Raw genomic sequence first — 20,039 nt, forward strand, 5'->3', positions numbered from 1 at the left:
GGGCTGCAAGGAGTTCCGATGGCCATCACTGAGGCGCGGCCGGAGGCAGGCCCTGCCGGCTCGTACGGGATCAGCCCGCAGCGCCACCCGATCATGGAGTGGCTGACCACCACCGACCACAAGAAGATCGGGATCATGTACCTGGTGAACTCGTTCTTCTGGTTCTCGGTGGCGGGCCTGCTGGCGGTGTTCATCCGCGTCGAGCTGGCCGAGCCGGGTACCCAGTACTTCGCCGAGCAGCAGTACAACGAGCTGTTCACCATGCACGGGACGACGATGATCTTCCTGTTCGTCATCCCGATCCTGGCCGGCTTCGGGAACTACATCGTGCCGCTGCAGATCGGCGCCCTCGACATGGCGTTCCCGCGGGTCAACGCGCTGTCGTTCTGGATGCTGCCACTGGCCGGGATCATCCTGTTCTCCGGCTACCTCACCGGCGGGGCGGCCTGCGCCGGCTGGACCGAGTACCCGACCGTGTCGCTGCAGCCCTGCGGCACCGGCGTCGGCACCGACCTGTGGATCGTGGCGCTGCTGCTGATCGGCACCTCGTCGATCCTCGGGGGGGTCAACTTCCTCACCACCATCTTCAACATGCGGGCGCCCGGCATGACGATGTTCCGGATGCCCCTGTTCACCTGGACGATGCTGGTCACCTCGCTGCTGGTGCTGCTCGCCACCCCGGTGATCGCCAGCGCGCTGGTGATGCTGCTGATCGACCGGAACCTCGGCGGGTCGTTCTTCGACCCGGCCAAGGGCGGCATCACGGTGCTGTGGCAGAACGTCTTCTGGTTCTACTCCCACCCCGCCGTGTACGTGATGGTGCTGCCCGGCATGGGCATCATCTCCGAGGTCCTGCCCGTGTTCTCGCGCAAGCCGCTGTTCGGCTACAAGGCGTTCGTGTTCGCCACCGCCGGCATCGGCGCGCTCGGGTTCAGCGTCTGGGCCCACCACATGTTCACCACCGGCACGGTGCTGCTGCCGTTCTTCAGCATCATGACCTTCCTGATCGCGGTCCCCACCGGGGTGAAGTTCTTCAACTGGATCGCCACCCTGTGGAAGGGCAAGATCTGGTTCACGACCGCGAACCTGTTCGCGTTCGGGTTCCTCTCCATGTTCCTGATCGGCGGGATCGACGGCGTGTTCCTGGCCTCCCCGCCGGTCGACTTCGCCCTCCACGACACCTACTGGGTGATCGCCCACATCCACTACGTGCTGTTCGGCGGCAGCGTGTTCGCCGTGTACGCGGGGATGTACTACTGGTTCCCCAAGTTCACCGGCAAGCGCCTGAACGAGGGCCTTGGGAAGCTGCACTTCTGGCTCCAGATGATCGGCTTCAACCTGACCTTCATGCCGATGCACGTGCTCGGCCTGCTCGGCATGCCCCGCCGCATCTCCGACTACATCCCCTTCACCGACTGGACCGGGCTGAACCAGCTCCAGACCGTCGGGTCCCTGCTGATCGCGGTCTCCACCGCGCCGTTCCTGGCCAACGTCTGGCTGACGCTGCGCCGCAAGGACCGCGACCCGGAGAACCCGTGGGACGCCAACACCCTCGAGTGGTGGACGACCTCGCCCCCGCCGGCCCACAACTTCGACAGCCTGCCCGAGATCCACTCCGAGCGGCCCCTGTTCGACGCCCAGCACGCCGACGAGCTGACCGTCCACGCCGACGCGACCACGACTGGAGCACGCTGATGGCCGTAGCCGACGCCGCAGTCCGCGAGACCCCGACCGGTCCCGGCCACGAGCGCACCGGCGGGATCAGCTCCTCCCTGCTCGGTATGGTGCTGTTCATCGCCTCCGAGGTCATGTTCTTCGGCGGCCTGTTCGGGGCCTACTTCACCCTCCGGACCGCGGCGCCCGAGTGGCCGCCGCCCGGCACCCCCGAGCTGAACAAGCTGTACGCGCTCGGGCTGACCGCGGTACTGGTCTCCTCGAGCGTCACGATGCAGCTCGGCGTGTTCGCCATCCGCAGGAACGACCAGAAGTGGCTGGTCCGCTGGCTGGCCATCACCCTGGTCCTCGGCGCCCTCTTCCTCATGGGCCAGGCCAACGAGTACCACATCCTGTTCACGGAGGGCACGACACTGCGCAGCGGCGTGTTCGGCTCCACCTTCTTCACCCTCACCGGGTTCCACGGGGCGCACGTGTTCGGCGGCGCCGCGTTCATCCTCATCGTGCTGCTGCGGGCCCGCTCGGGCCAGTTCACCGCCCGGTACCACGACACCGTCGAGATGGCCTCCTACTACTGGCACTTCGTCGACGTCGTGTGGCTCGGCCTGGTCACCACCATCTACCTTCTGAGCCAGTAGGCGAGGACCGCCTACCTCCTGAGCCAGCAAGTGAGAACCATCTAGCCTGAGCCAGCAAGCGAGGACCGCACCCGTGAACGCAGCCGCGCGCCTGTTCTTCCTCATGGGGACGTTCGGCGTCACCGCCGGGCTCATCTACTACTTCGCCTGGCAACACCCTGAGCCAGCCGGGTTCGCCCTGCTCATGGCGTTCTTCATCGCCTGCCTGTTCATCGGTGCGCTGCTGTGGACGGCCAGCCCGGCCAACCGGCGGCGGGTCCCGGCGCCCGACACCGGGCTGCCCGGGTCGGCCAGCCAGGAGCGCGGCGCGGCCGACGAGCACGGGTTCATCCACCACATGCCGCCCACCATCGCCCCGGCGGTCTACGCGCTGGCCGCCGCCGTCATCCTGGCCGCGGTGGTGTACCGGGACAAGGTGAAGCTGCTCGGCCTGTGGGGTGTCGCCCTGGGGCTGCTGCTGTTCCTGGCCGCCACCGCGCTGTGGTACCGGGCGATCGCGGTCGACACCCGGGCCAAGCTCCACGGCGGCCCCCACGGCGCCGAGCGCGGCGTGGCGGTCCCGCCCGGCGGCGCCCCGGCCGTCCCCACCGGGCCGCCCGGGCCGGCCAACTACTTCGAGCAGGTCCGGGAGGCGTTCGAGGTCGGCGACCCGGACTGGGCGGCCGACGCCTACGCCCCCGACGCCGTCTACTACGAGCCGGCCAACCCGCCCCACGAGGGGCGCGACGCCATCCGCGCCTACCTCAACGACCTGCTCAAGGGACACCCGGGCCTGCGCTACGAGGTCAAGCGCATGGGCGCCGACGACCACACCGCGATCGTCGAGTGGACCTGGTCGTTCCGGCGCGACGGCCGGCGCGTCACCGACCAGCCCGGGGTCAGCGTCATCCAGGTCGGCGAGCACGGCATCACCTACCACCGCGACTATCTCTAGCCAGCCGGTGGCCGTGGCCCCGCCGCCCGAGCCCGACGGCACCGCCCCGCCGAAGCGGTGGCGGTGGGGACCGCCCAGGCGGCCCGCGCTCCTGGCGGCCGTCCTGCTGCTCCCGGTCGGCGCCGGGTTCGCGGTCCTCGCCCTGGAGCGGCGGCCGGACCCGTCCACCGGTGCCGCGGCCACCCGCCTCTCCCCCGTCCCCACCGTGCAGACCTACCCTGCCGGGACGAACGCGCCCGACCTGCGGCTCACCACGCTGGACGGCGGCACCGTGCGCCTGGCCGCGCTCAAGGGCCGGCCGGTCGTGGTCAACTTCTGGGCCTCCTGGTGCAAGCCCTGCGCCAGGGAGCTCCCGCTGCTCGCCGACGCCCGGGCCGCCCACCGCGCGGACGGGCTCGCGCTCGTCGGCGTGCTCGCGGCCAGCGACCGGCCCGGCGCGGCCCGCCGGTTCGCCGCCCGCCACGGCGCCACCTGGCCGACCGGCCTCGATCCCGGCCCCGGCCCGTCCGGCCCGACCATGACCGCCTACGGCGTCACCGGACTACCGGAGACGTTCTTCGTGCGCCGCGACGGCACCCTCGCCTCCCGCCAGCTCGGGGAGCTCACCCAGGCCAGCCTCGCCCGCCAGCTCGCTGCGATCCTCCCCCCGTAGCCACCGGTCCTCGGGCGCACCTCACCAGCCCGGTCACGGCCCGGCCGGGGACCTCACCGTGACCTGCACCCGCTGGGGGTGGTTGCCGGCATAGCCGCCCAGATTCCACGGAGGCTCGGCCGGCTGCTCCCGACCGGTCGCATCCGCGGCTCGGCAGCACAGCTCGTAGTCGCCCGGCGCCGCCGGCTCCCAGCGGTAGGACCACCCCTGCCAGGCATGGGGCGCGGGCGGCGCGGCCAGCTCGGCCGGGTCCCAGGTGCGCCCGCCGTCGACGCTGACCTCCACCCGCACCACCGGACCCCAGCCCGACCAGGCCCGGCCCTCCAGCCGGCACGGCCCAGGCTCGAGGAAGCGCCGCCGGGTCAGGAAGTCCGGGATGCCCGGCGGCGCCATGAGCGACCGGGGCGCGATCCGGGTGACCGGCTCGCCCCCGTCGTCGGCGGCGCGGCGGTACCGGTAGGCACGGACCTGCTGGTAGCCGAGGAACGGCTCGGCGCTGACCGTGACCCGCGACAGCCACTTCACGCTCGTCATGCCATACCAGCCGGGGACCAGCAGGCGCAGCGGGAAGCCGTGCTGAGGTGGCAGCGGCTGCCCGTTGACGGCCCAGGCGAGCAGCACGTCGGCGCGCCGCGCCTCGGCGAGCGGGAGGCTGCGCTCGTAATGCTGCTCGACCCCGCCCTCCACCCCCCGGTCGAGCCCGCTGAACACCACCTCGACCGCGTCGTCGGCCACACCGGCCTGCTCCAGCAGCGGCCACAGCGGCGTCCCGGTCCACTCCGCCGTTCCCACCGCCTCCAGCAGCCACGGCTGGCTCACCGCACGGGGCGACAACCGGGCCCGGCCGTTGCCGGCGCACTCCATCGTCACCAGGCGGGTCACCGCTTGGCGGGCCCGGAGCTCGTCGAGGGTGAACGAGCGGGCCCGGCTCACCCTCCCGCCCAGCTCGAGCCGCCACGTGGCCGGGTCGACCACCGGTACGTCGTAGTGGACCAGCAGGTAGTGCAGCCCGACCGGGGTCACCGGCCAGCGCAGCGCCTCCAGCGGCATGCCGTGGTTACGGGTCGCGAGCTGCAGCTCCTCGCGGGTGATCTGCTCGGAGGCGGTCACGCCAGGGGGCAGCTCCCCGGTTGCCGGACGGTCCATGCCGACCTCCCCTCGCGCGGGGGCGACGTCCTCGATGGCCTGGTCGCTCACGTGTCACTCCGTCAGGTCGGGGATGCTGCCACCGCGATCCTGCCCTGCCGACCCGGCTCGCGCCACCCGACCGGGCTCCCTCGGGGTGGTGCGAACCCGGCAGTCCCGCATTTCGGCACCATTGCCACGCATGGTGGGGTCTGGCCGCGCACGGCGGGAACATGAATCCTGAGAGGTATATCCTTGTGGGTGGCCCGTACCCGGGTCCCAGCCTCTGGGGCCAGTTGACGCCCGGCCTTGGGCGGTTTCGAGCTCGGCGCGCGGTCTGGTTCACCGACCGTCCGTGTTCTCGAAACGAGGGAGTTATGTCCAAGCCGGTCCAGGTACTGGATCGCGTCACGATTCGCTTCGCCGGCGACTCCGGTGACGGCATGCAGCTCACTGGAGACCGCTTCACCAGCGAGACCGCAGCATTCGGCAACGACCTGTCCACCCTGCCCGACTTCCCGGCCGAGATCCGCGCCCCGGCCGGCTCGATCGCCGGGGTGAGCGGGTTCCAGGTCCACTTCGCCAACTACGACATCCTGACTCCCGGGGACGCGCCCAACGTGCTGGTCGCGATGAACCCGGCGGCGCTCAAGGCGAACCTGCGCGACGTGCCGAAAGGCGCCACGATCATTGTCAACACCGATGCATTCACCACGCGCAACCTGGAAAAGGCCGGGTATGCGTCGAACCCGCTGGACGACGGCACGCTGGGCGACTACGCCGTTCACGCGGTCGCGCTGACCTCGATGACCACCGAGGCGCTCAAGGAATTCGACGTCACGAAGAAGGAGGCTGAGCGGGCGAAGAACATGTTCGCCCTCGGCCTGATGTCGTGGTTGTACCACCGACCGACCGAGTCGACGATCGCGTTCCTGGAGAGGAAGTTCGCGTCCCGGCCGGTGATCGCCAAGGCGAACGTGCGCGCGTTCAAGGCGGGTTACCACTTCGGGGAGACCACCGAGACGTTCGCGGTGTCCTACGAGGTGCGGCCGGCGCCGCTGGCCAAGGGGACCTACCGCAACATCTCCGGCAACCTGGCGCTGTCCTATGGGCTGATCGCGGCGAGCAGGCTGTCGGGTCTGCCGCTGTTCCTGGGTGCCTACCCGATCACCCCGGCGTCCGACATCCTGCACGAGCTGTCGCGCCACAAGCACTTCGGGGTGCGCACCTTCCAGGCCGAGGACGAGATCGCGGGAGTTGGCGCCGCCCTGGGCGCGGCGTTCGGCGGGTCGCTGGGGGTGACCACGTCGAGCGGGCCTGGGATCGCGCTGAAGGCCGAGACGATCGGGCTGGCGGTCTCGCTGGAGCTGCCGCTGCTGGTGGTCGACATCCAGCGGGGTGGGCCCTCGACCGGGCTGCCGACCAAGACCGAGCAGGCCGACCTGCTCCAGGTGATGTTCGGGCGCAACGGCGAGGCGCCGGTCCCGGTGGTGGCCGCGGCCACCCCGAGCGACTGCTTCCACGCCGCCATCGAGGCGGCCCGGATCGCGTTGAAGTACCGCACCCCGGTGGTCCTGCTGTCCGACGGCTACCTGGGCAACGGGTCGGAGCCGTGGCTGATCCCGGACGTGGCGTCGCTGCCCGACATCTCGGTGGCGTTCGCGACCGAGCCGAACCACGGCGACGACTACTGGCCCTACCTGCGGGACGAGCGGACGCTGGCCCGCCCGTGGGCGGTCCCGGGTACGCCGGGGCTTGAGCACCGCATCGGCGGGCTCGAGAAGGCGGACGGGACCGGCACGATCTCCTACGACCCCGAGAACCATGACCGCATGGTGCAGCTGCGTGCCGCCAAGGTGGCCGGGATCGCCACGGACATCCCGCCGCTGGAGGTGGACCATCAGGAGGACGCACGGCTGCTGGTGCTCGGGTGGGGGTCGACGTACGGCCCGATCGGGGCGGCGGTGCGCCAGGTGCGCGCCCAGGGCCTGCAGGTGGACCAGGCCCACCTGCGTCACCTGAACCCGTTCCCGGCCAACACCGGCGAGGTGCTGCGCCGCTACGACCAGGTGCTGATCCCCGAGATGAACATGGGGCAGCTCCGCATGCTGGTCCGGGCCGAGTTCCTGGTCGACGCGACGGGCTACAACCGCGTCCGCGGGCTGCCGCTCAAGGCTGAGGAGCTCGAGCACGTGATCGTTGAGATGCTCGAAGGAGCCGACCGTTCATGACCGTCACCAACCAGCAGGCCGGCACCGCTACCGTGACCGGCACCACCAACGGCGCGGTGCGGCTCGCCCACGGGGGCGGGGTGGAGCCGCGCAGGCTGACCGCCAAGGACTTCAAGAGCGACCAGGAGGTGCGCTGGTGCCCGGGCTGCGGGGACTACGCCATCCTTGCGGCCGTGCAGGGCTTCATGCCGTCACTGGGCGTGCCGCGCGAGCGCATCGTGTTCGTGTCGGGCATCGGCTGCTCGTCGCGGTTCCCGTACTACATGAACACCTACGGGATGCACTCGATCCACGGCCGCGCCCCGGCGATCGCCACCGGGTTGTCGGTGAGCCGTCCCGACCTGTCGGTCTGGGTCATCACCGGTGACGGCGACGCCCTGTCGATCGGCGGCAACCATCTGATCCATGCGCTGCGGCGCAACGTCAACTTGAAGATCCTGCTGTTCAACAACCAGATCTACGGGCTCACCAAGGGGCAGTACTCCCCCACCAGCGAGCGGGGCAAGGTCACCAAGTCGACCCCGATGGGGTCGCTGGACTGGCCGTTCAACCCGCTGAGCGTCGCCCTGGGGGCGGAGGCCACGTTCGTGGCCCGGTCGATCGACTCCGACCGCCAGCACCTCACCGAGGTGCTGGGCAAGGCCGCGGCGCACCGCGGCACCGCCTTCATCGAGGTCTACCAGAACTGCAACATCTTCAACGACGGCGCGTTCGACCTGCTCAAGGAGGCCGACACCAAGCCGGACAACCAGATCCGGCTGCGGCACGGCGAGCCGGTCCGGTTCGGCCGGGACGGCGAGCACGGTGTGCGCCTGACCGCGCAGGGGTCGGTGGAGCTGGTGGAGGTGGCCGAGGTCGGCGAGGACGCCCTGCTGGTCCACGACGAGCACCACGAGGACCCGAGCCTGGCGTTCATGCTGAGCCGTCTGTCCCACGCAGCGAAGGGCCCGACCCCGATCGGGGTGTTCCGCAACATCGAGCGGCCGGTCTACGACGAGCTCATGGCCGACCAGCTCGAGCGGGCGACCGCCAAGCAGGGTGCCGGCGACCTGGGCAAGCTGCTCCACGGCGGGGACACGTGGCGGATCTCCTGACCGGGCGGAGCCGGTGAGCGCGGCGGCCCGGGGAAGCGGGTGAGCGCTCCTGAGCGGGGAGAGCGAGCGAGTTCTCCTGCCCGGGGGGAGCCGGTGAGCGCGGCGGCCCGACCGGCCGCCAGCGCCTCGGCTGCAGGGGCCTCGCACTCGGCGGCGGGGGCCTCGCACTCGGCGGCGGGGGCCTCGCACTCGGCGGGGACGTCGCGCTCGGCGGCGGGGGCCTCGCGCGCTGCAGGCGAGGTTCCTCGGCTCGACCCGGCTGCCCTGGCCGGCGCGGCCAGGGCAGCCGGGCGGATCGGGCTGGACACCGAGTTCATGTCCGAGGGTCGCTACCGGGCCCTGCTGTGCCTGGTCGGCGTGGCGGTCCCCGACCCGGCCGGCTCGGGGACGCCGCTGGTGGAGCTGATCGACCCGCTCGCCGGTGGCCTGGACCCGGCGCCGCTGGCCGGCGTGCTCGCCGACCCCGAGATCGAGGTGGTCGTCCACGCCGGCCGGCAGGACGTCGCCCTGCTCCGCCGGGTCTGGGGCACCGAGCTCCGCGGCATCTTCGACACCCAGGTCGCGGCCGGTTTCGCCGGATTCGGCGCCCAGACCGGCTACGGTGGCCTGCTCGCCGACGCGCTCGGCCTGCGGGTGGCCAAGTCGGCCAGCTTCACCCGCTGGGACGTCCGGCCGCTCACCCCCGAGCAGGTGGCCTACGCCCGCGAGGACGTCGCCCACCTGCTGCCCCTGGCCGACGCGCTGCGGCGGCGGCTGGTGACGAGTGGGCGGCTGGAATGGGCGCTCGAGGAGTGCCGCCGCCTGGAGGGAGCCAGCGACGAGCGCGACCCGGACACGGCCTACCAGCGGCTGCCGCGGGTGGCGTCGCTCGGCCCGGCGGCGCGCGCGATCGCCCGCGAGCTGGCCGCCTGGCGGGAGCGGACCGCCTCCGCCGAGGACCGGCCGGTCGGCACCGTCCTGGCTGACGCACCCCTGGTGGAGGTGGCCAAGCGCCGCCCGGTAGGGCTGCCCGGGCTCGAGAAGATCCGCGGGATCCAGCCGTCGACGCTGCGGCGGCGGGGCGACGCGATCCTGGCCGCGGTCGCGCGCGGGCTGGCCGCCGACCCGCTACCGGCCGAGAACGGCGAGCGGCTGGACTCGACCCATGCCGACGTGCCGGTGATCGCCTTGGCCGAGGCGCTGGTGCGGGCCCGGGCGCTCGACGCGGGCCTGGCCTACGAGCTGGTCGCCGGGCGGGCCGACCTGGCCCAGATCGTGGCGGCCGCCCGCCGGGCCGGGATGCCCGAGCCGGCCGTCCGCACCCTGCAGGGCTGGCGCCGGGACCTCGTCGGCGCCGAGCTGCTCGACCTGCTGGCTGGCCGCCGCTCCCTGGCCGTGGACCCCGCCGGCCGGGTCGTGATCAGCACTCGGGCGGGGATGGACGGAGGTCGCTGAACCGCCGAGGTCGGGTCGGTCGGCGGACCCGGCTCAGCTCGCCCCGGATGGCAGCCCGATGGGGTTCGGGAACGGGAAGCTGCCGGCGTCCAGGATGCGGGCGCGCGGCGCGGCGACCAGCTCGGCCAGGCGGTCGCAGGCGTCGGGGCCGAGGTGGCGCCAGGGTGCCATGGCCAGCTCGTCGGTGCGCGCCTCCACGCTGGCCCGGGCGGCCCGCCCCTCCTGGGTGAGGGTGCCGTCGCCGGCGACCCAGGCGCGTGCCCGCAGCCGTTCCACCGCGGCTGACCACTCCTCCTCGGGCCACCCGCGGGAGGCGCGCAGCAGCTCGGCGGGCACCGCACCGGCGGCGGTGATCAGGACGTGGGCCTCGCAGCCGTCGACACCGGCCGCGAGCAGGGTGGCGACATGGCCGTCGCCGCGGAACTCGCGCAGCAGCGTGGCGGCGTGCCAGAGGGTGAGGTGGGGGTCGTCGGGCCAGGGCAGCGACGCGTGGCCGGCGTGGAGCGGTCGCCCGGCTGGGTCGCAGCCCTCGGCGGCCCGGCGCGCGAGCCCGGCCGCCTCGGCCAGCTCCGCCGAGCCGGTCGTGGGGCCGAGCATCCGGTCGAGCGCCGCCCCGGCGACGCCGTAGCGGGCGGCCAGGACCCGCGCGGGGGACGACAGCGTCCAGGCGTCGGGGATGGCCCGGTGCACCAGCCTGGGGTGGAAGCTGTAGAAGGTGGCCACCACGACCTCGGCGGGCACCGGCCCCATGGCCGCCGAGCGGGAGGCGAAGTAGCCCATCCAGCCGCCCTTGAGGCCGGCGGCGTCGTAGGCGGCGCGCGCCTCGGGCGCGAAGTACACCATCGCGTGGTACGGCTCGAGCGCCCACCACATGCGGCGGGCCAGGCTGGCATCCATGCGCTCGGACCTCCTTTGTGTCGGGAGGGCAGCCTACTGTCTGGGCCGGGAGGCGTCCGGCGTTCTCTGCGGAGCTGCTCGACGATGGCATACCCCGTGGCCGGGCCGGCGCCCACCGCAGCCAGCAGCAGCAGGTCGAGGTGGCCCTTGAGGACCTGCCCGTTCATGCCTCGTAGCACCAGGTGAAGGCACGGGGTGTGTCAAGCCCGGTCAGGCGCAGGTCGTCTGCACGTCGTGGGAGTCGCCGAGGTCTGCCACGGGCAGGTCGAACACGACGCTGCCGCGGGGCGCCACCACCGGGCTGAGCTGCACTCCCGACGACCGGAGCTGCCCGTTGGGCGCCACCCCGGTGACCTGGCAGCGGGCCCGGCCCTGCCGGCTGCCCTGGTTGGTGACCCGCAGGGTGAGCACGACCGTGGAGCGGTCGGAGGCGACGGTCTGGCCGACGACCTGACCCTGGAACGGGCCGACGCCGTGCACCGCCCACCAGGCGGTGATGCCGAGCAGCAGCACGCCGGCGATCACGGCGACCATCACGGTCGCGTGGCCCTGGACGGGGCTTGGCAGCGCGAGACCAGCCGGGTTGTACCGGACCTTCGCGGGGCCGTCGAGGGGTAGCTCGCAGCGCTCGCACGCGGTCCCGCCGGGCTGCACCGCGGTCCCGCATCTCGGGCAGCGTCTCGCATTCACAAACGACGACGGTAGCAGGATCACCGCCGATCGTCACCCGAACCCGGCAACCTGCTCACCGTCACCCGAACCGGTACCTGGTGGCGTCCTCGGGGACCACACCGCCCCCGCGGGTCGGGCAGGCGGCCGGCGGGTAGGCTGCACCGGTGCGGTTCCGCTCGGGCGCCGGGAAAGGAGGCAGGCATGGCGAGCACGGCCTCGATCCGCGTGGGGACGGCGGGCTGGACCGACCCGACCCATCAAGTCCGGGCGCTTCTACCCGAAGGGGACCTCGAGCGCCGAGGCCCGGCTGCGGTTCTACGCGTCCCAGTTCCCCCTCGTCGAGGTGGACGCCACCTACTACTACCTGCCCTCGGAGGAGCAGGCTGGCCTGTGGGTGGATCGGACCCCACCCGGCTTCGTCTTCAACGTCAAGGCGTTCAGCCTGCTCACCGGGCACCCGACCCGGCGCAACGCGCTGCCCGACGACCTCGCCGAGCTGATCGAGCCCGAGCACCGCGCCAAGCAGCGCCTGTACGCCTCCCACCTACCTGAGGAGGCGGTCGAGGAGGCGTGGCGGCGCTTCCACGCCGCCCTGCTCCCGCTCGACTCAGCCGGCAAGCTCGGCTCGGTGCTGCTGCAATTCCCGGAGTGGTTCGGACCCCGGCACTCCAGCCGCGAGGAGCTGCGCAAGGTCCGCGACCGCCTGCCCGGCTACCAGGTCTGCGTGGAGCTGCGCAATCGGACCTGGCTGGCCGACGAGCGGGACCGCGAGCGCACCCTCGGCCTGCTCGCCGAACTGGGCCTGCCGCTGGTCTGCGTGGACATGCCCCAGGGGTTCCGCTCGTCCATGCCGAGGCTGGCCGAGGCGACCAGCCCCGAGCTTGCAGTGGTCCGCTTCCACGGCCGCGACCCCGAGGCCTGGAAGCACAAGGGCCCCACGGCCGGCCCCCGCTTCCGCTACCTGTACGACGAGCGGGAGCTGCGCGAATGGGTGCCACGCATCGAGCACCTGGCCGACGAGGCCCGCGAGGTCCACGTAGTGATGAACAATTGTTATCAGGACTACGCGGTGCAGGGTGCTCGCGCCATTGCATCGCTTCTGAGCAGCGAGAACCCTGAGATGGTGGTCAAGGCGACTTGAGCGCGGCGCTTAAAGTCGGCATAATCAAGGCATGACCCGCCCTCACCGTGTCCGCCTCGGCGGCAACCTGTTCCACCCGATCGTCCCGCCGGGTGCGGTTGGCATCACCCGCCAGCTCGGCCCGTGGGGCAACCCGCACCGGGTCGGGAAGCCCTGCCGCGCGTGCCCCGGCGTCACCCACGACCTCGAGCAGGCGCTCGCCCTGCACCGCCGGGACCTCGACGCCGACCCCGACCAGACGGCCGCCGTGCGCCGGCACCTGGCTGGCCAGAACCTGGCGTGCTGGTGCCCGGCGGGTGGGCGGTGCCACGGCGACTACCTGCTCAAGGTGGCCAACAAGCCATGACGCACCCCGAGTTCGCGCTCCTCGGCACGAGCTGGGAGCTCGCCCTGCGCGCCGATGGCTACTCGGACTCGACCGTGCGGTCCTACCGGCAGGCGGTCGCGAGCCTGGCCGCCTGGCTCACTGAGACGGGCCAAGCCGACATCGGCCCGGCCGAGCTCACGCGCGACCACATCCGCGACTGGCTCGTCCACCGGCGCGAGACCGCGTCCAGCTCCACCGCCCGCGCCGAGTTCTCGGGCGTCCGCCACTTCGCGCGCTTCCTCGTCGAGGAGGGCGAGGCGGCCCGGGACGCCACCCAAGGGATCCGCACTCCCGCGGCGGGCGACCCCGAGACCCCGGTCCTGTCGGTCGAGGACCTCCGCCGCCTGCTCGCCACCTGCGCCGGGCAGGACTTCGTGGCGCGGCGGGACGCCGCGGTGATCCTGCTGTTCGCCGACGGCGGCCTGCGCCGGAGCGAGCTGGCCGGCCTGCAGGTGGCCGACGTCGACCTCGCCGACCGGATCGTCTGCGTTGCCGGCAAGGGCTCCCGCCGCGCGGTGCCGCGGCACCGCGCCGTTCCCGTCGGCGTCAAGACCGCCAGGGCGCTCGACAGGTACCTCCGGGAGCGCCGCCGCCACCCCTACGCCGACTCCCCCGCCTTGTGGCTCGGCGGCCGGGGCCGCCCGCTGCTGAGTGACAGCGGGGTGGAGAAGATGCTCGAACGCCGCGGCGAGCTGGCTGGCCTGACGGGCCTCCACGCGCACGTGTTCCGCCACACCTGGGCGAGCCAGTTCCGCTCGGCCGGCGGCAACGAGGGTGACCTCATGGTCCTCGGCGGCTGGCACTCCAGGGCGATGCTGGACCGCTACGGCAAGGTGCAGGCGGGCGACCGGGCGGCCGAGGCGGCCCGGCGGCTGTCGCTCGGGGACCGGCTCTAAGCACGTCACCAGACGTTCTGCTCGTAACCGAGGCCAGCGACCAAAGGCCTTCCCATCAAGTTACGGACAGGACTTCTGAGGTGCTGCTTAGGCATAGGCGTCTTGGCGGCCGGCGGCGACCGCCTGCTCGGCCAGCGCGACTCCCGCAGCCCGGCGGCGAGCAGCAGAAGCGTGCGCGCCTCAGCGGAGTGGTCGCCCTCGACGTGACCGGGTGGTCCAGCCGTCCGGCACCCCGGACCCAGCGGCCGCCCAGCCTGGCCTGCCCGGGACCTGACCGGCGCGGCCAGGCGCTACCGGGGCGGTCAGGCACCGTCCCGCTCGGCGCCCGGGACCTGACCGGGGCGGTCAGGCACCGCCCTGCCCGGCCGTCGGGGCGAGGCCGGCGGTGGCCAGCGCGGCCCTGAGGCGGCGGACCGGGCCTTCGAGGCCGCGCGCCGCAGCCAGGGCGTCGAGGCGCTCGCGGTCGGGGGGGTGGGACGGGGTGGCGGTCCAGGCGACGTCGGTGGCGACCGGCACGATCCGCCGCATCGCCGCGAGGTACTCGCCGCTGCCCTCGAGCGCGCTGGCCAGGCGTGGCGCCAGCCGCCCGCGGCCAGCGACCAGCTCGTCCAGGCTGGCGAACTCCGAGACGAGCCTGGCGGCGGTCTTCTCCCCGACCCCGGCGATCCCGGGCAGGCCGTCGGACGGGTCGCCGCGCAGGATGGCGTAGTCGACGTAGCGGCTGGGCGGGACGCCGTACCGGGCGGCCACGGTCGCCTCGTCGAAGCGGGTGAGCTGCGAGGTCCCCTTGACCGGGAACAGCACCCAGGCGACCGGGTCGCGCACCACCTGGAGCAGGTCCCGGTCGCCGGTGACGACCGCGAGGCGCTCGTCGGGGCCGGCCGCCGCGGCGACTGTGCCGATGACGTCGTCGGCCTCGTACCCCTGGGCCTCGGCGACCGGCAGCCCGGCCGCCTCGAGCACCGCGCGCAGCACCGGGACCTGGCCGGGCAGCTCCGGTGGGTCGTCGGGGCGGCTGGCCTTGTAGCCGGGCCAGGCCTCGACCCGCCACTGCGGGCGCCAGTCGGCGTCCAGGACGTGCAGGACGGCGCCCGGGCGGTGGTCGATCAGCAGGCGGGAGAACATGTCGAGGTAGCCGCGGACCGCGTTCACGGGCACGCCGTCAGGGTCGGCGATGGACTTGGGCAGGGCGAAGAACGCCCGGTACACGATGCTCGGCGAGTCGAGCACCAGCAGGGTGGGCCGTGGGCTGTCCATGCCAGGAGCATGCCACGGACGGCCCGGGCGCGGGGCCGGTCCCGCCGCCGCAACGGCCCGCACGCGGGGCTGTTCCCGCCGCCGCAGCGGCCCCGCACGGGCCGCCCCGACCGGCCGATTTGCCAAACGGGCAGGTCAGTGAAGTATCGTTCACCCGTCCGTGACCCCCCGACACGGATCGGATGTTCCCGAACCCCCTTCAGGGAGCGCAGTCGCACAATGGCACCCACCAGACCAGTCCGGGTGCTTCGGTTCGTCGGCGCCATCGTCGTGGCGTCGATGCTCCTTCCCCAAGCCGGAGCCATCGGCGCGGGACGATCCACGGACGTCCCCACCACGCTCAAGGAGCTGAAGGCCGCCCTTGCCGACGCCAACGCCAGTGAGGCGAAGCTCACCAAGGCGGTGGCGCAGGCCAACGCGGCCCTGAACCAGGCCGAGCACGAGCTGAAGGCGGCCGGCGACCAGCGGCTCGCGGCGCACCTTCGCAGCGTCTACGCGCAGAAGGCGGTGAACAACGCGGCTGGCCGGGTCCAGCGCCTGCAGGCGATCCTGGGCAACCGGGCCAGGGGCATCTACATCTCGGGCTCCCCGGCCGACATCCGCGCGCTGATCCAGAGCGGCGACCCCGAGGCGCTGCTCGACCAGGTCGCGATCCTCGACCACCTCGCCCAGGAGGGCAACGACTCCCTGGCCGACCTGCTCGTGGCCCAGCGGGACTTCGCCAAGGCGCGCGTGGCGCTGCTCGAGGCCGAGCAGGACGCGCGGCGGGCCGAGGCAGCCATCCGGGCCAAGATCAAGCAGGCGATCCAGTTCCGCGACGTGCGCATGCTGGCCCTGAACAAGCTGACCAGCAAGATCACCCTGCTCCGGGGCCGCGTGGCCGCCTTGCAGTTCAACCAGCGGTTGGGCAACGCGCAGCAGGCCGGGGTGGTGCGGCGGGGCAACACCAGGTGCAACCTGTCGGGCACCTCCAACGCCGAGTACAACATCATCATGAAGGAGTCTGGCGGCAACCCCTACGCCGACAACCCCAGCTCCACCGCCTTCGGCCTGGGCCAGCTCCTCTACAGCGGCCGGGTCCACTACCTGGGCGTCGCCAACGCGGACACCGTCGACTGCGGCCTGCAGCTCCAGGCGTTCCGCGGCTACGTGCGCGACCGCTACGGCACGGCCGAGAACGCCTGGGCGTTCTGGCTGTCCCACCACTGGTACTGAGCCGTCCGGCCTGATACCGGCCCGTCCGGTGCTTGGCCGCCCGCTCCGGTGGCACGCTTGCGGCGTGGCCGGCCGGGCCAGGCCCGGCCCGGGCCGGCGACGCGACGGCCCCAGGGAGCCGGGGCGGTGCTGGGCAGCCGGGGCAGGTCAGAGGGCAGCTGGGGCGGTTCTGGCCGGGTCAGGCGCTCGGCGCGGCCGGCGGCACGGGCTCGCGCCGCTCGGCCCGCTCGACGTCCGGCTCGATGTAGATGACGCGGGCGGACGGGACCTTCCCGCGCACCGCCGCCTCGGCCCGGTCGATCACGTCGGCGACCTCTGGGAACGACAACCCAGGGTCCAGCTCGACCTTGGCCCCGACCAGCAGCTCGTCGGGACCGAGGTGCATGGTGCGCAGGTGGATGAGCTTGCGGACCCCTGCTGTCGACGCGAGCGCCGCCCGGATCGCGGCCGACTCGTCCCGGCCGGCCGCCTCGCCGACCAGCAGGCTGCGCATCTCGGTGCCCACCACGACGGCGATGACCCCGAGCAGGACCCCGATTGCCAGGCTCCCGACCGCGTCGAACCGGGGTTCGCCGGTGGTCACGGCCAGGGTGACGCCGACGAGGGCGAACATCAGGCCGAGGAGCGCGCCCACGTCCTCGAGCAGCACCACGGGGATCTCGGGGCTCTTGGCCCGGTGGATGAACTTCCACCACCCCTGCCCGTGACGGATCTTGTTGGCCTCCCTGACCGCCGTGCGCAGCGAGAACGACTCGAGCACGATCGCGATCCCGAGGACGGCGAACGCCCACACCGGCGACTGCAGCTCGTGCGGGTGGCGGAGCTTGTCGTACCCCTCGTAGAGGGCGAACAGCGAGCCGACGGTGAACAGCACGACGGCGACGAGGAAGGCCCAGAAGTACCGTTCCCGCCCGTAGCCGAAGGGGTGCTCGGGGGTCGGGTCCTTGCGGCCCCGCCGGCCGCCGAGGAACAGCAGCGCCTGGTTGCCGGTGTCGGCCACCGAGTGGATCGCCTCGGCCAGCATCGACGACGCGCCCGTGAAGATGAACGCCACGAACTTGGCGATCGCGATCCCCAGGTTGGCCAGGAAGGCCGCCATGATCGCGCGGGCACTGCCCTCCCCTTCCTTCACTGCGCGTCACCCCCGTCCGTCGGTCCCGGCTGGCCGGGTGCGCGGAGGGCTCTGCCCACCAGGACGCCGCTCACCACCCCGGGCAGCGACACGAGCCAGGGCCGGAGGGCGAGGGCGACGATCAGCGACGCGGCCACGAGCACCACGGCGAAGGCCAGGTCGTTGATCCGCTCCATGACCGTGCGCTCGCGCCTGCCGCCGGGCAGCCGGCCGGCGAGGGCGAGCCCGACCAGCACCGCGAGGGCGAACACGCCGGTGGCCACTCCCCGCTGCGACGCCGGCTGGATCGCGACGGCGACGCTGCCGACCGTGACCACGAGCAGCGCGGCCAGGATCGCCCCTGCCGGCCGTACCCCCGCGACGCTCATCGCCGTGACTCCTCCTGTCCGGCTCGCCGCTCGCGCGGCGGGCAGCCGTAGCCTACCCGCTCGGGGTCCGCCGCTGGGCGCCCATGCCCGGCGGAGGCGTCACCAGCGCGCTACCGAGTTGAGTGGATTCCCGTTGAGATGCTACAAACCGTTGGCGCCGCCCCAAACGCTCGGCGACAGGGCTCTGACCTCAGGTGCCCGCCCGGGTGGGCGGCGTGCGGCAGGAAGTCCCCCCACCGGTCATGGCGACAAGCGCACGCCGCAAGCTTGCGGAACCGAGCGTTGGTGGCTCGCTCCCGGGCAGGAAGGGCACCATGAGCATCATCCCCCAGACCATCGCCGACGACCAGCAGCTCGAGCACTACGGCTACCGTCCGCGGTACCTCCGGACGCTCAGGTCCTTTGAGGCGTTCGCTATCGGCTTCTCGTTCATCTCGATCACGACCGGGGTGTTCATCGGGTTCGGCTTCGTGCTGAACACCGCCGGCCCAGCCGGCGTCTGGACCTGGCTGATCGCCTTGGTGGGCCAGACGCTCGTCTCGCTGATCTGCGCCGCCCTGGCCGCCAAGTTCCCCCTGTCCGGGTACCACTACCAGTGGGGCACCCGCTTGGCCAACCCGGTCGTGGGCTGGTGGCTCGGCTGGCTCGGCCTCACCTACCTGACCCGTCGTGGTCATCTCGGTCGACTACGCCTTCGCGCAGTCGGCGTTGCAGCCCATGTTCGGCCTCGAGTACACGCCCACCAGCGCGGCGGTGCTCACCTTCGTCACGGTGGCGGTCCAGGCGGCGGTGATCATCTGGTCGACGCCGATCACCACCAAGATCAACAACGCCGCCGTCGTCTTCGAGGTGGTCGGCATCGTCGAGCTGTGCATCGTGCTGCTCTCGGCCGCGCTGCTCGCCTCCCGCGGCAACTGGGGCAACCTGCACCTCGACCGGGATCGTGCCCGAGGAGGGCTGGTTCCGCTGGCTCGGCCCGTTCATGCTGGCCGCGACGCTCGGCGCCTACAACCTGGTCGGTTTCGAGTCGGCTTCGAACTTCTCGGAGGAGACCCAGGACCCACGGCGGGCCAACCCCCAAGGCGATGGTCCGCGCCGTGGTGCTGTCCGGGGTGCTCGGCTTCCTCCTCTTGGCCACCCTCGCGGTGGCCGTGGGCGACGTCAAGGCCACGAGCGAGGACGCCTCCCCGGTCGCCTTCGTCCTTTCCGACGTGCTCGGTCCGAGCATCGAGAAGATCTTCCTCGCGTTCATCTGCGTCTCGATCTTCTGCTGCGGCATGATCTGCCTGGCCACCGGGTCGCGCCTGTGCTGGGCGATGGCCCGCGACCGGCGCCTGCCCGGACATCAGCTCCTCTCCCAGGTGCCCCGGATGACCGGCGGCCCGACCTGGGCCACGCTGGCCATGGCGGGCGTCGGCTTGCTGATCCTGTTCATCCTGCGCACCAACACCACCGCGCTCATCGACCTGTTCACTGCCTCCACGCTCTCCCCCGCGCTGCTCTACACGGGCACGGTGCTGCTCTACGCCGGGTTCTCCCACCGGGTCACGCCCGAGCCGGGCTACTTCCACCTCGGCCGCTGGGAGAGACCGGTGCTGACCGGCGCCTTCGTCTGGCTCGCCTACGAGCTGGTCATCCTGTTCGGCCCGGCCCAGTTCCGCACCGCCCAGACGTACGTGGCCGGGGCGCTCGTGGTTGGCCTGGTCTTCTTCGGGATCATGTGGTCCCTCGAGCCGGCGGCCATGCGCACCTCGGTTGTTGACGAGCGCCGTGTCGACGTGACCGACCTGCCCCCCGACGACCACGACGCCCGGGAGACCGTCCGCACCAACGCCATGTGGTAGCACCTAGGAGGTGGTAGCACCCAGGAGCAGCAGCACCCCAGGAGCAGCAGCACCCCAGGGGGCCCCTACGGGGCAGCCGCGCAAAGCGCGGCTGCCCCGTTTGTTCTGCCCGCGCGGCTGTCCCGATCTGGCTCTTGAGGAGCCACCAGCACCGCGCCCGCCGCCGGCACGGCGAAGTGCGCCTCCAGCAGCGCCGGGATGTTGGGGCACAGGAACGCCACGCGGTCGCCGGCCTCGACGCCTGCGCCGGCCAGCGCCGACGCCAGCCGGTTCACGCGCTCGTGGAACTTGCGGTAGCTGTAGCGGCGCTCGCCGTGCACCACCGCGACCTTGTCGGGGTAGACGAACGCGCTGCGCCGCAGGAAGCTCACCGGTGAGAGCTCGGTCCGATAGACCTTCGCAAGCGCCGGCGGTTCGGGGACGGAAACGGTCATGGCGGCCTCCGGTCTGATCGGTGAGTTCGGTGGA

19 protein-coding genes and 1 pseudogene are annotated in these 20,039 nt (G+C 72.3%); 12 read left to right on the plus strand and 8 right to left on the minus strand.

Features of this window, described 5'->3' with window-relative positions:
- Positions 1 to 18: 18 nt before the first annotated feature.
- The 4 genes from ctaD to VG276_16550 all read left to right on the plus strand — a co-directional run bounded on the left by ctaD (position 19) and on the right by VG276_16550 (position 3,898).
- Positions 19 to 1,695: a cytochrome c oxidase subunit I gene (gene ctaD, locus VG276_16535; GenBank protein HEV8650952.1), complete on the plus strand. Its 1,677-nt coding sequence runs from the start codon at positions 19 to 21 to the stop codon at positions 1,693 to 1,695.
- Positions 1,695 to 2,312: a cytochrome c oxidase subunit 3 gene (locus VG276_16540; GenBank protein HEV8650953.1), complete on the plus strand. Its 618-nt coding sequence runs from the start codon at positions 1,695 to 1,697 to the stop codon at positions 2,310 to 2,312. The genes ctaD and VG276_16540 overlap by 1 nt, the downstream gene beginning before the upstream one ends.
- 73 nt (positions 2,313 to 2,385) lie before the next feature.
- Positions 2,386 to 3,246 (plus strand): nuclear transport factor 2 family protein, encoded by an 861-nt coding sequence (locus tag VG276_16545; protein ID HEV8650954.1) that lies wholly within the window; start codon positions 2,386 to 2,388, stop codon positions 3,244 to 3,246.
- A 7-nt stretch (positions 3,247 to 3,253) separates the two neighbouring features.
- On the plus strand, positions 3,254 to 3,898 hold the full coding sequence (locus tag VG276_16550) for a TlpA disulfide reductase family protein (GenBank protein ID HEV8650955.1): 645 nt from the start codon (positions 3,254 to 3,256) through the stop codon (positions 3,896 to 3,898).
- 33 nt (positions 3,899 to 3,931) lie between these two features.
- Here VG276_16550 and VG276_16555 read toward each other — a convergent pair whose 3' ends face one another.
- Positions 3,932 to 5,044, minus strand: a complete 1,113-nt coding sequence (locus tag VG276_16555; GenBank protein ID HEV8650956.1) for a sulfite oxidase — start codon at positions 5,042 to 5,044, stop codon at positions 3,932 to 3,934.
- 356 nt (positions 5,045 to 5,400) lie between these two features.
- Between VG276_16555 and VG276_16560 the strand changes: the two genes are divergently transcribed.
- The 3 genes from VG276_16560 (at position 5,401) to VG276_16570 (ending at position 9,782) form a co-directional block, all read left to right on the plus strand.
- Positions 5,401 to 7,254: a 2-oxoacid:acceptor oxidoreductase subunit alpha gene (locus VG276_16560; GenBank protein ID HEV8650957.1), complete on the plus strand. Its 1,854-nt coding sequence runs from the start codon at positions 5,401 to 5,403 to the stop codon at positions 7,252 to 7,254.
- Positions 7,251 to 8,348, plus strand: coding sequence for a 2-oxoacid:ferredoxin oxidoreductase subunit beta (locus VG276_16565; protein HEV8650958.1), 1,098 nt, complete (start codon positions 7,251 to 7,253; stop codon positions 8,346 to 8,348). Before VG276_16560 ends, VG276_16565 begins: the two co-directional genes overlap by 4 nt.
- Before the next feature lie 93 nt (positions 8,349 to 8,441).
- The gene (locus tag VG276_16570) at positions 8,442 to 9,782 is read left to right on the plus strand and encodes an HRDC domain-containing protein (GenBank protein ID HEV8650959.1); all 1,341 of its coding nucleotides are present in this window, start codon (positions 8,442 to 8,444) and stop codon (positions 9,780 to 9,782) included.
- A gap of 33 nt (positions 9,783 to 9,815) precedes the next feature.
- Here VG276_16570 and VG276_16575 read toward each other — a convergent pair whose 3' ends face one another.
- Entirely contained in the window at positions 9,816 to 10,679 is an 864-nt protein-coding gene (locus VG276_16575) for a hypothetical protein (protein ID HEV8650960.1), read from the minus strand.
- Positions 10,680 to 10,889: 210 nt separating this feature from the next.
- Positions 10,890 to 11,393 carry a hypothetical protein gene (locus VG276_16580; protein ID HEV8650961.1) on the minus strand — a complete coding sequence of 168 codons (504 nt, stop codon included), beginning with the start codon at positions 11,391 to 11,393 and terminating at the stop codon, positions 10,890 to 10,892.
- A 265-nt stretch (positions 11,394 to 11,658) separates the two neighbouring features.
- On the opposite strand from VG276_16580, the gene VG276_16585 reads away from it, so the two are divergent.
- From VG276_16585 to VG276_16595, 3 genes are read left to right on the plus strand one after another with little or no spacing between them, the layout of a single operon-like run.
- Positions 11,659 to 12,492 (plus strand): DUF72 domain-containing protein, encoded by an 834-nt coding sequence (locus VG276_16585; GenBank protein HEV8650962.1) that lies wholly within the window; start codon positions 11,659 to 11,661, stop codon positions 12,490 to 12,492.
- 31 nt (positions 12,493 to 12,523) lie between these two features.
- A complete protein-coding gene (locus VG276_16590; GenBank protein HEV8650963.1) occupies positions 12,524 to 12,838 on the plus strand; it encodes a DUF4326 domain-containing protein in 315 nt (104 codons plus the stop codon).
- A complete protein-coding gene (locus tag VG276_16595; GenBank protein ID HEV8650964.1) occupies positions 12,835 to 13,755 on the plus strand; it encodes a tyrosine-type recombinase/integrase in 921 nt (306 codons plus the stop codon). Before VG276_16590 ends, VG276_16595 begins: the two co-directional genes overlap by 4 nt.
- 345 nt (positions 13,756 to 14,100) lie before the next feature.
- Here the strand turns inward: VG276_16595 and VG276_16600 are convergent, their stop codons facing one another.
- The gene (locus VG276_16600) at positions 14,101 to 15,012 is read right to left on the minus strand and encodes a 5'-3' exonuclease (GenBank protein ID HEV8650965.1); all 912 of its coding nucleotides are present in this window, start codon (positions 15,010 to 15,012) and stop codon (positions 14,101 to 14,103) included.
- A 243-nt stretch (positions 15,013 to 15,255) separates the two neighbouring features.
- Here VG276_16600 and VG276_16605 point away from each other — a divergent pair, with 243 nt between their 5' ends.
- Positions 15,256 to 16,227 (plus strand): hypothetical protein, encoded by a 972-nt coding sequence (locus VG276_16605; GenBank protein ID HEV8650966.1) that lies wholly within the window; start codon positions 15,256 to 15,258, stop codon positions 16,225 to 16,227.
- Positions 16,228 to 16,405: 178 nt separating this feature from the next.
- Here the strand turns inward: VG276_16605 and VG276_16610 are convergent, their stop codons facing one another.
- The 3 genes from VG276_16610 to VG276_16620 form a co-directional block, all read right to left on the minus strand.
- Positions 16,406 to 17,359 (minus strand): cation diffusion facilitator family transporter, encoded by a 954-nt coding sequence (locus tag VG276_16610; GenBank protein HEV8650967.1) that lies wholly within the window; start codon positions 17,357 to 17,359, stop codon positions 16,406 to 16,408.
- Positions 17,356 to 17,727, minus strand: coding sequence for a hypothetical protein (locus tag VG276_16615; protein HEV8650968.1), 372 nt, complete (start codon positions 17,725 to 17,727; stop codon positions 17,356 to 17,358). Before VG276_16615 ends, VG276_16610 begins: the two co-directional genes overlap by 4 nt.
- A 686-nt stretch (positions 17,728 to 18,413) precedes the next feature.
- Complete coding sequence (locus tag VG276_16620; protein ID HEV8650969.1) at positions 18,414 to 18,641, minus strand: hypothetical protein; 228 nt, start codon at positions 18,639 to 18,641, stop codon at positions 18,414 to 18,416.
- A gap of 171 nt (positions 18,642 to 18,812) precedes the next feature.
- On the opposite strand from VG276_16620, the gene VG276_16625 reads away from it, so the two are divergent.
- Entirely contained in the window at positions 18,813 to 19,571 is a 759-nt protein-coding gene (locus VG276_16625) for an amino acid permease (protein ID HEV8650970.1), read from the plus strand.
- A gap of 140 nt (positions 19,572 to 19,711) precedes the next feature.
- On the opposite strand, the pseudogene VG276_16630 reads toward VG276_16625, so the two are convergent.
- Positions 19,712 to 20,005 (minus strand): annotated as a pseudogene (locus tag VG276_16630) (AMP-binding protein).
- Positions 20,006 to 20,039 lie beyond the last annotated feature (34 nt).

Source organism: Actinomycetes bacterium (assembly GCA_036000965.1).
In the GTDB taxonomy this organism is placed as follows: Bacteria; Actinomycetota; CALGFH01; order CALGFH01; family CALGFH01; genus DASYUT01.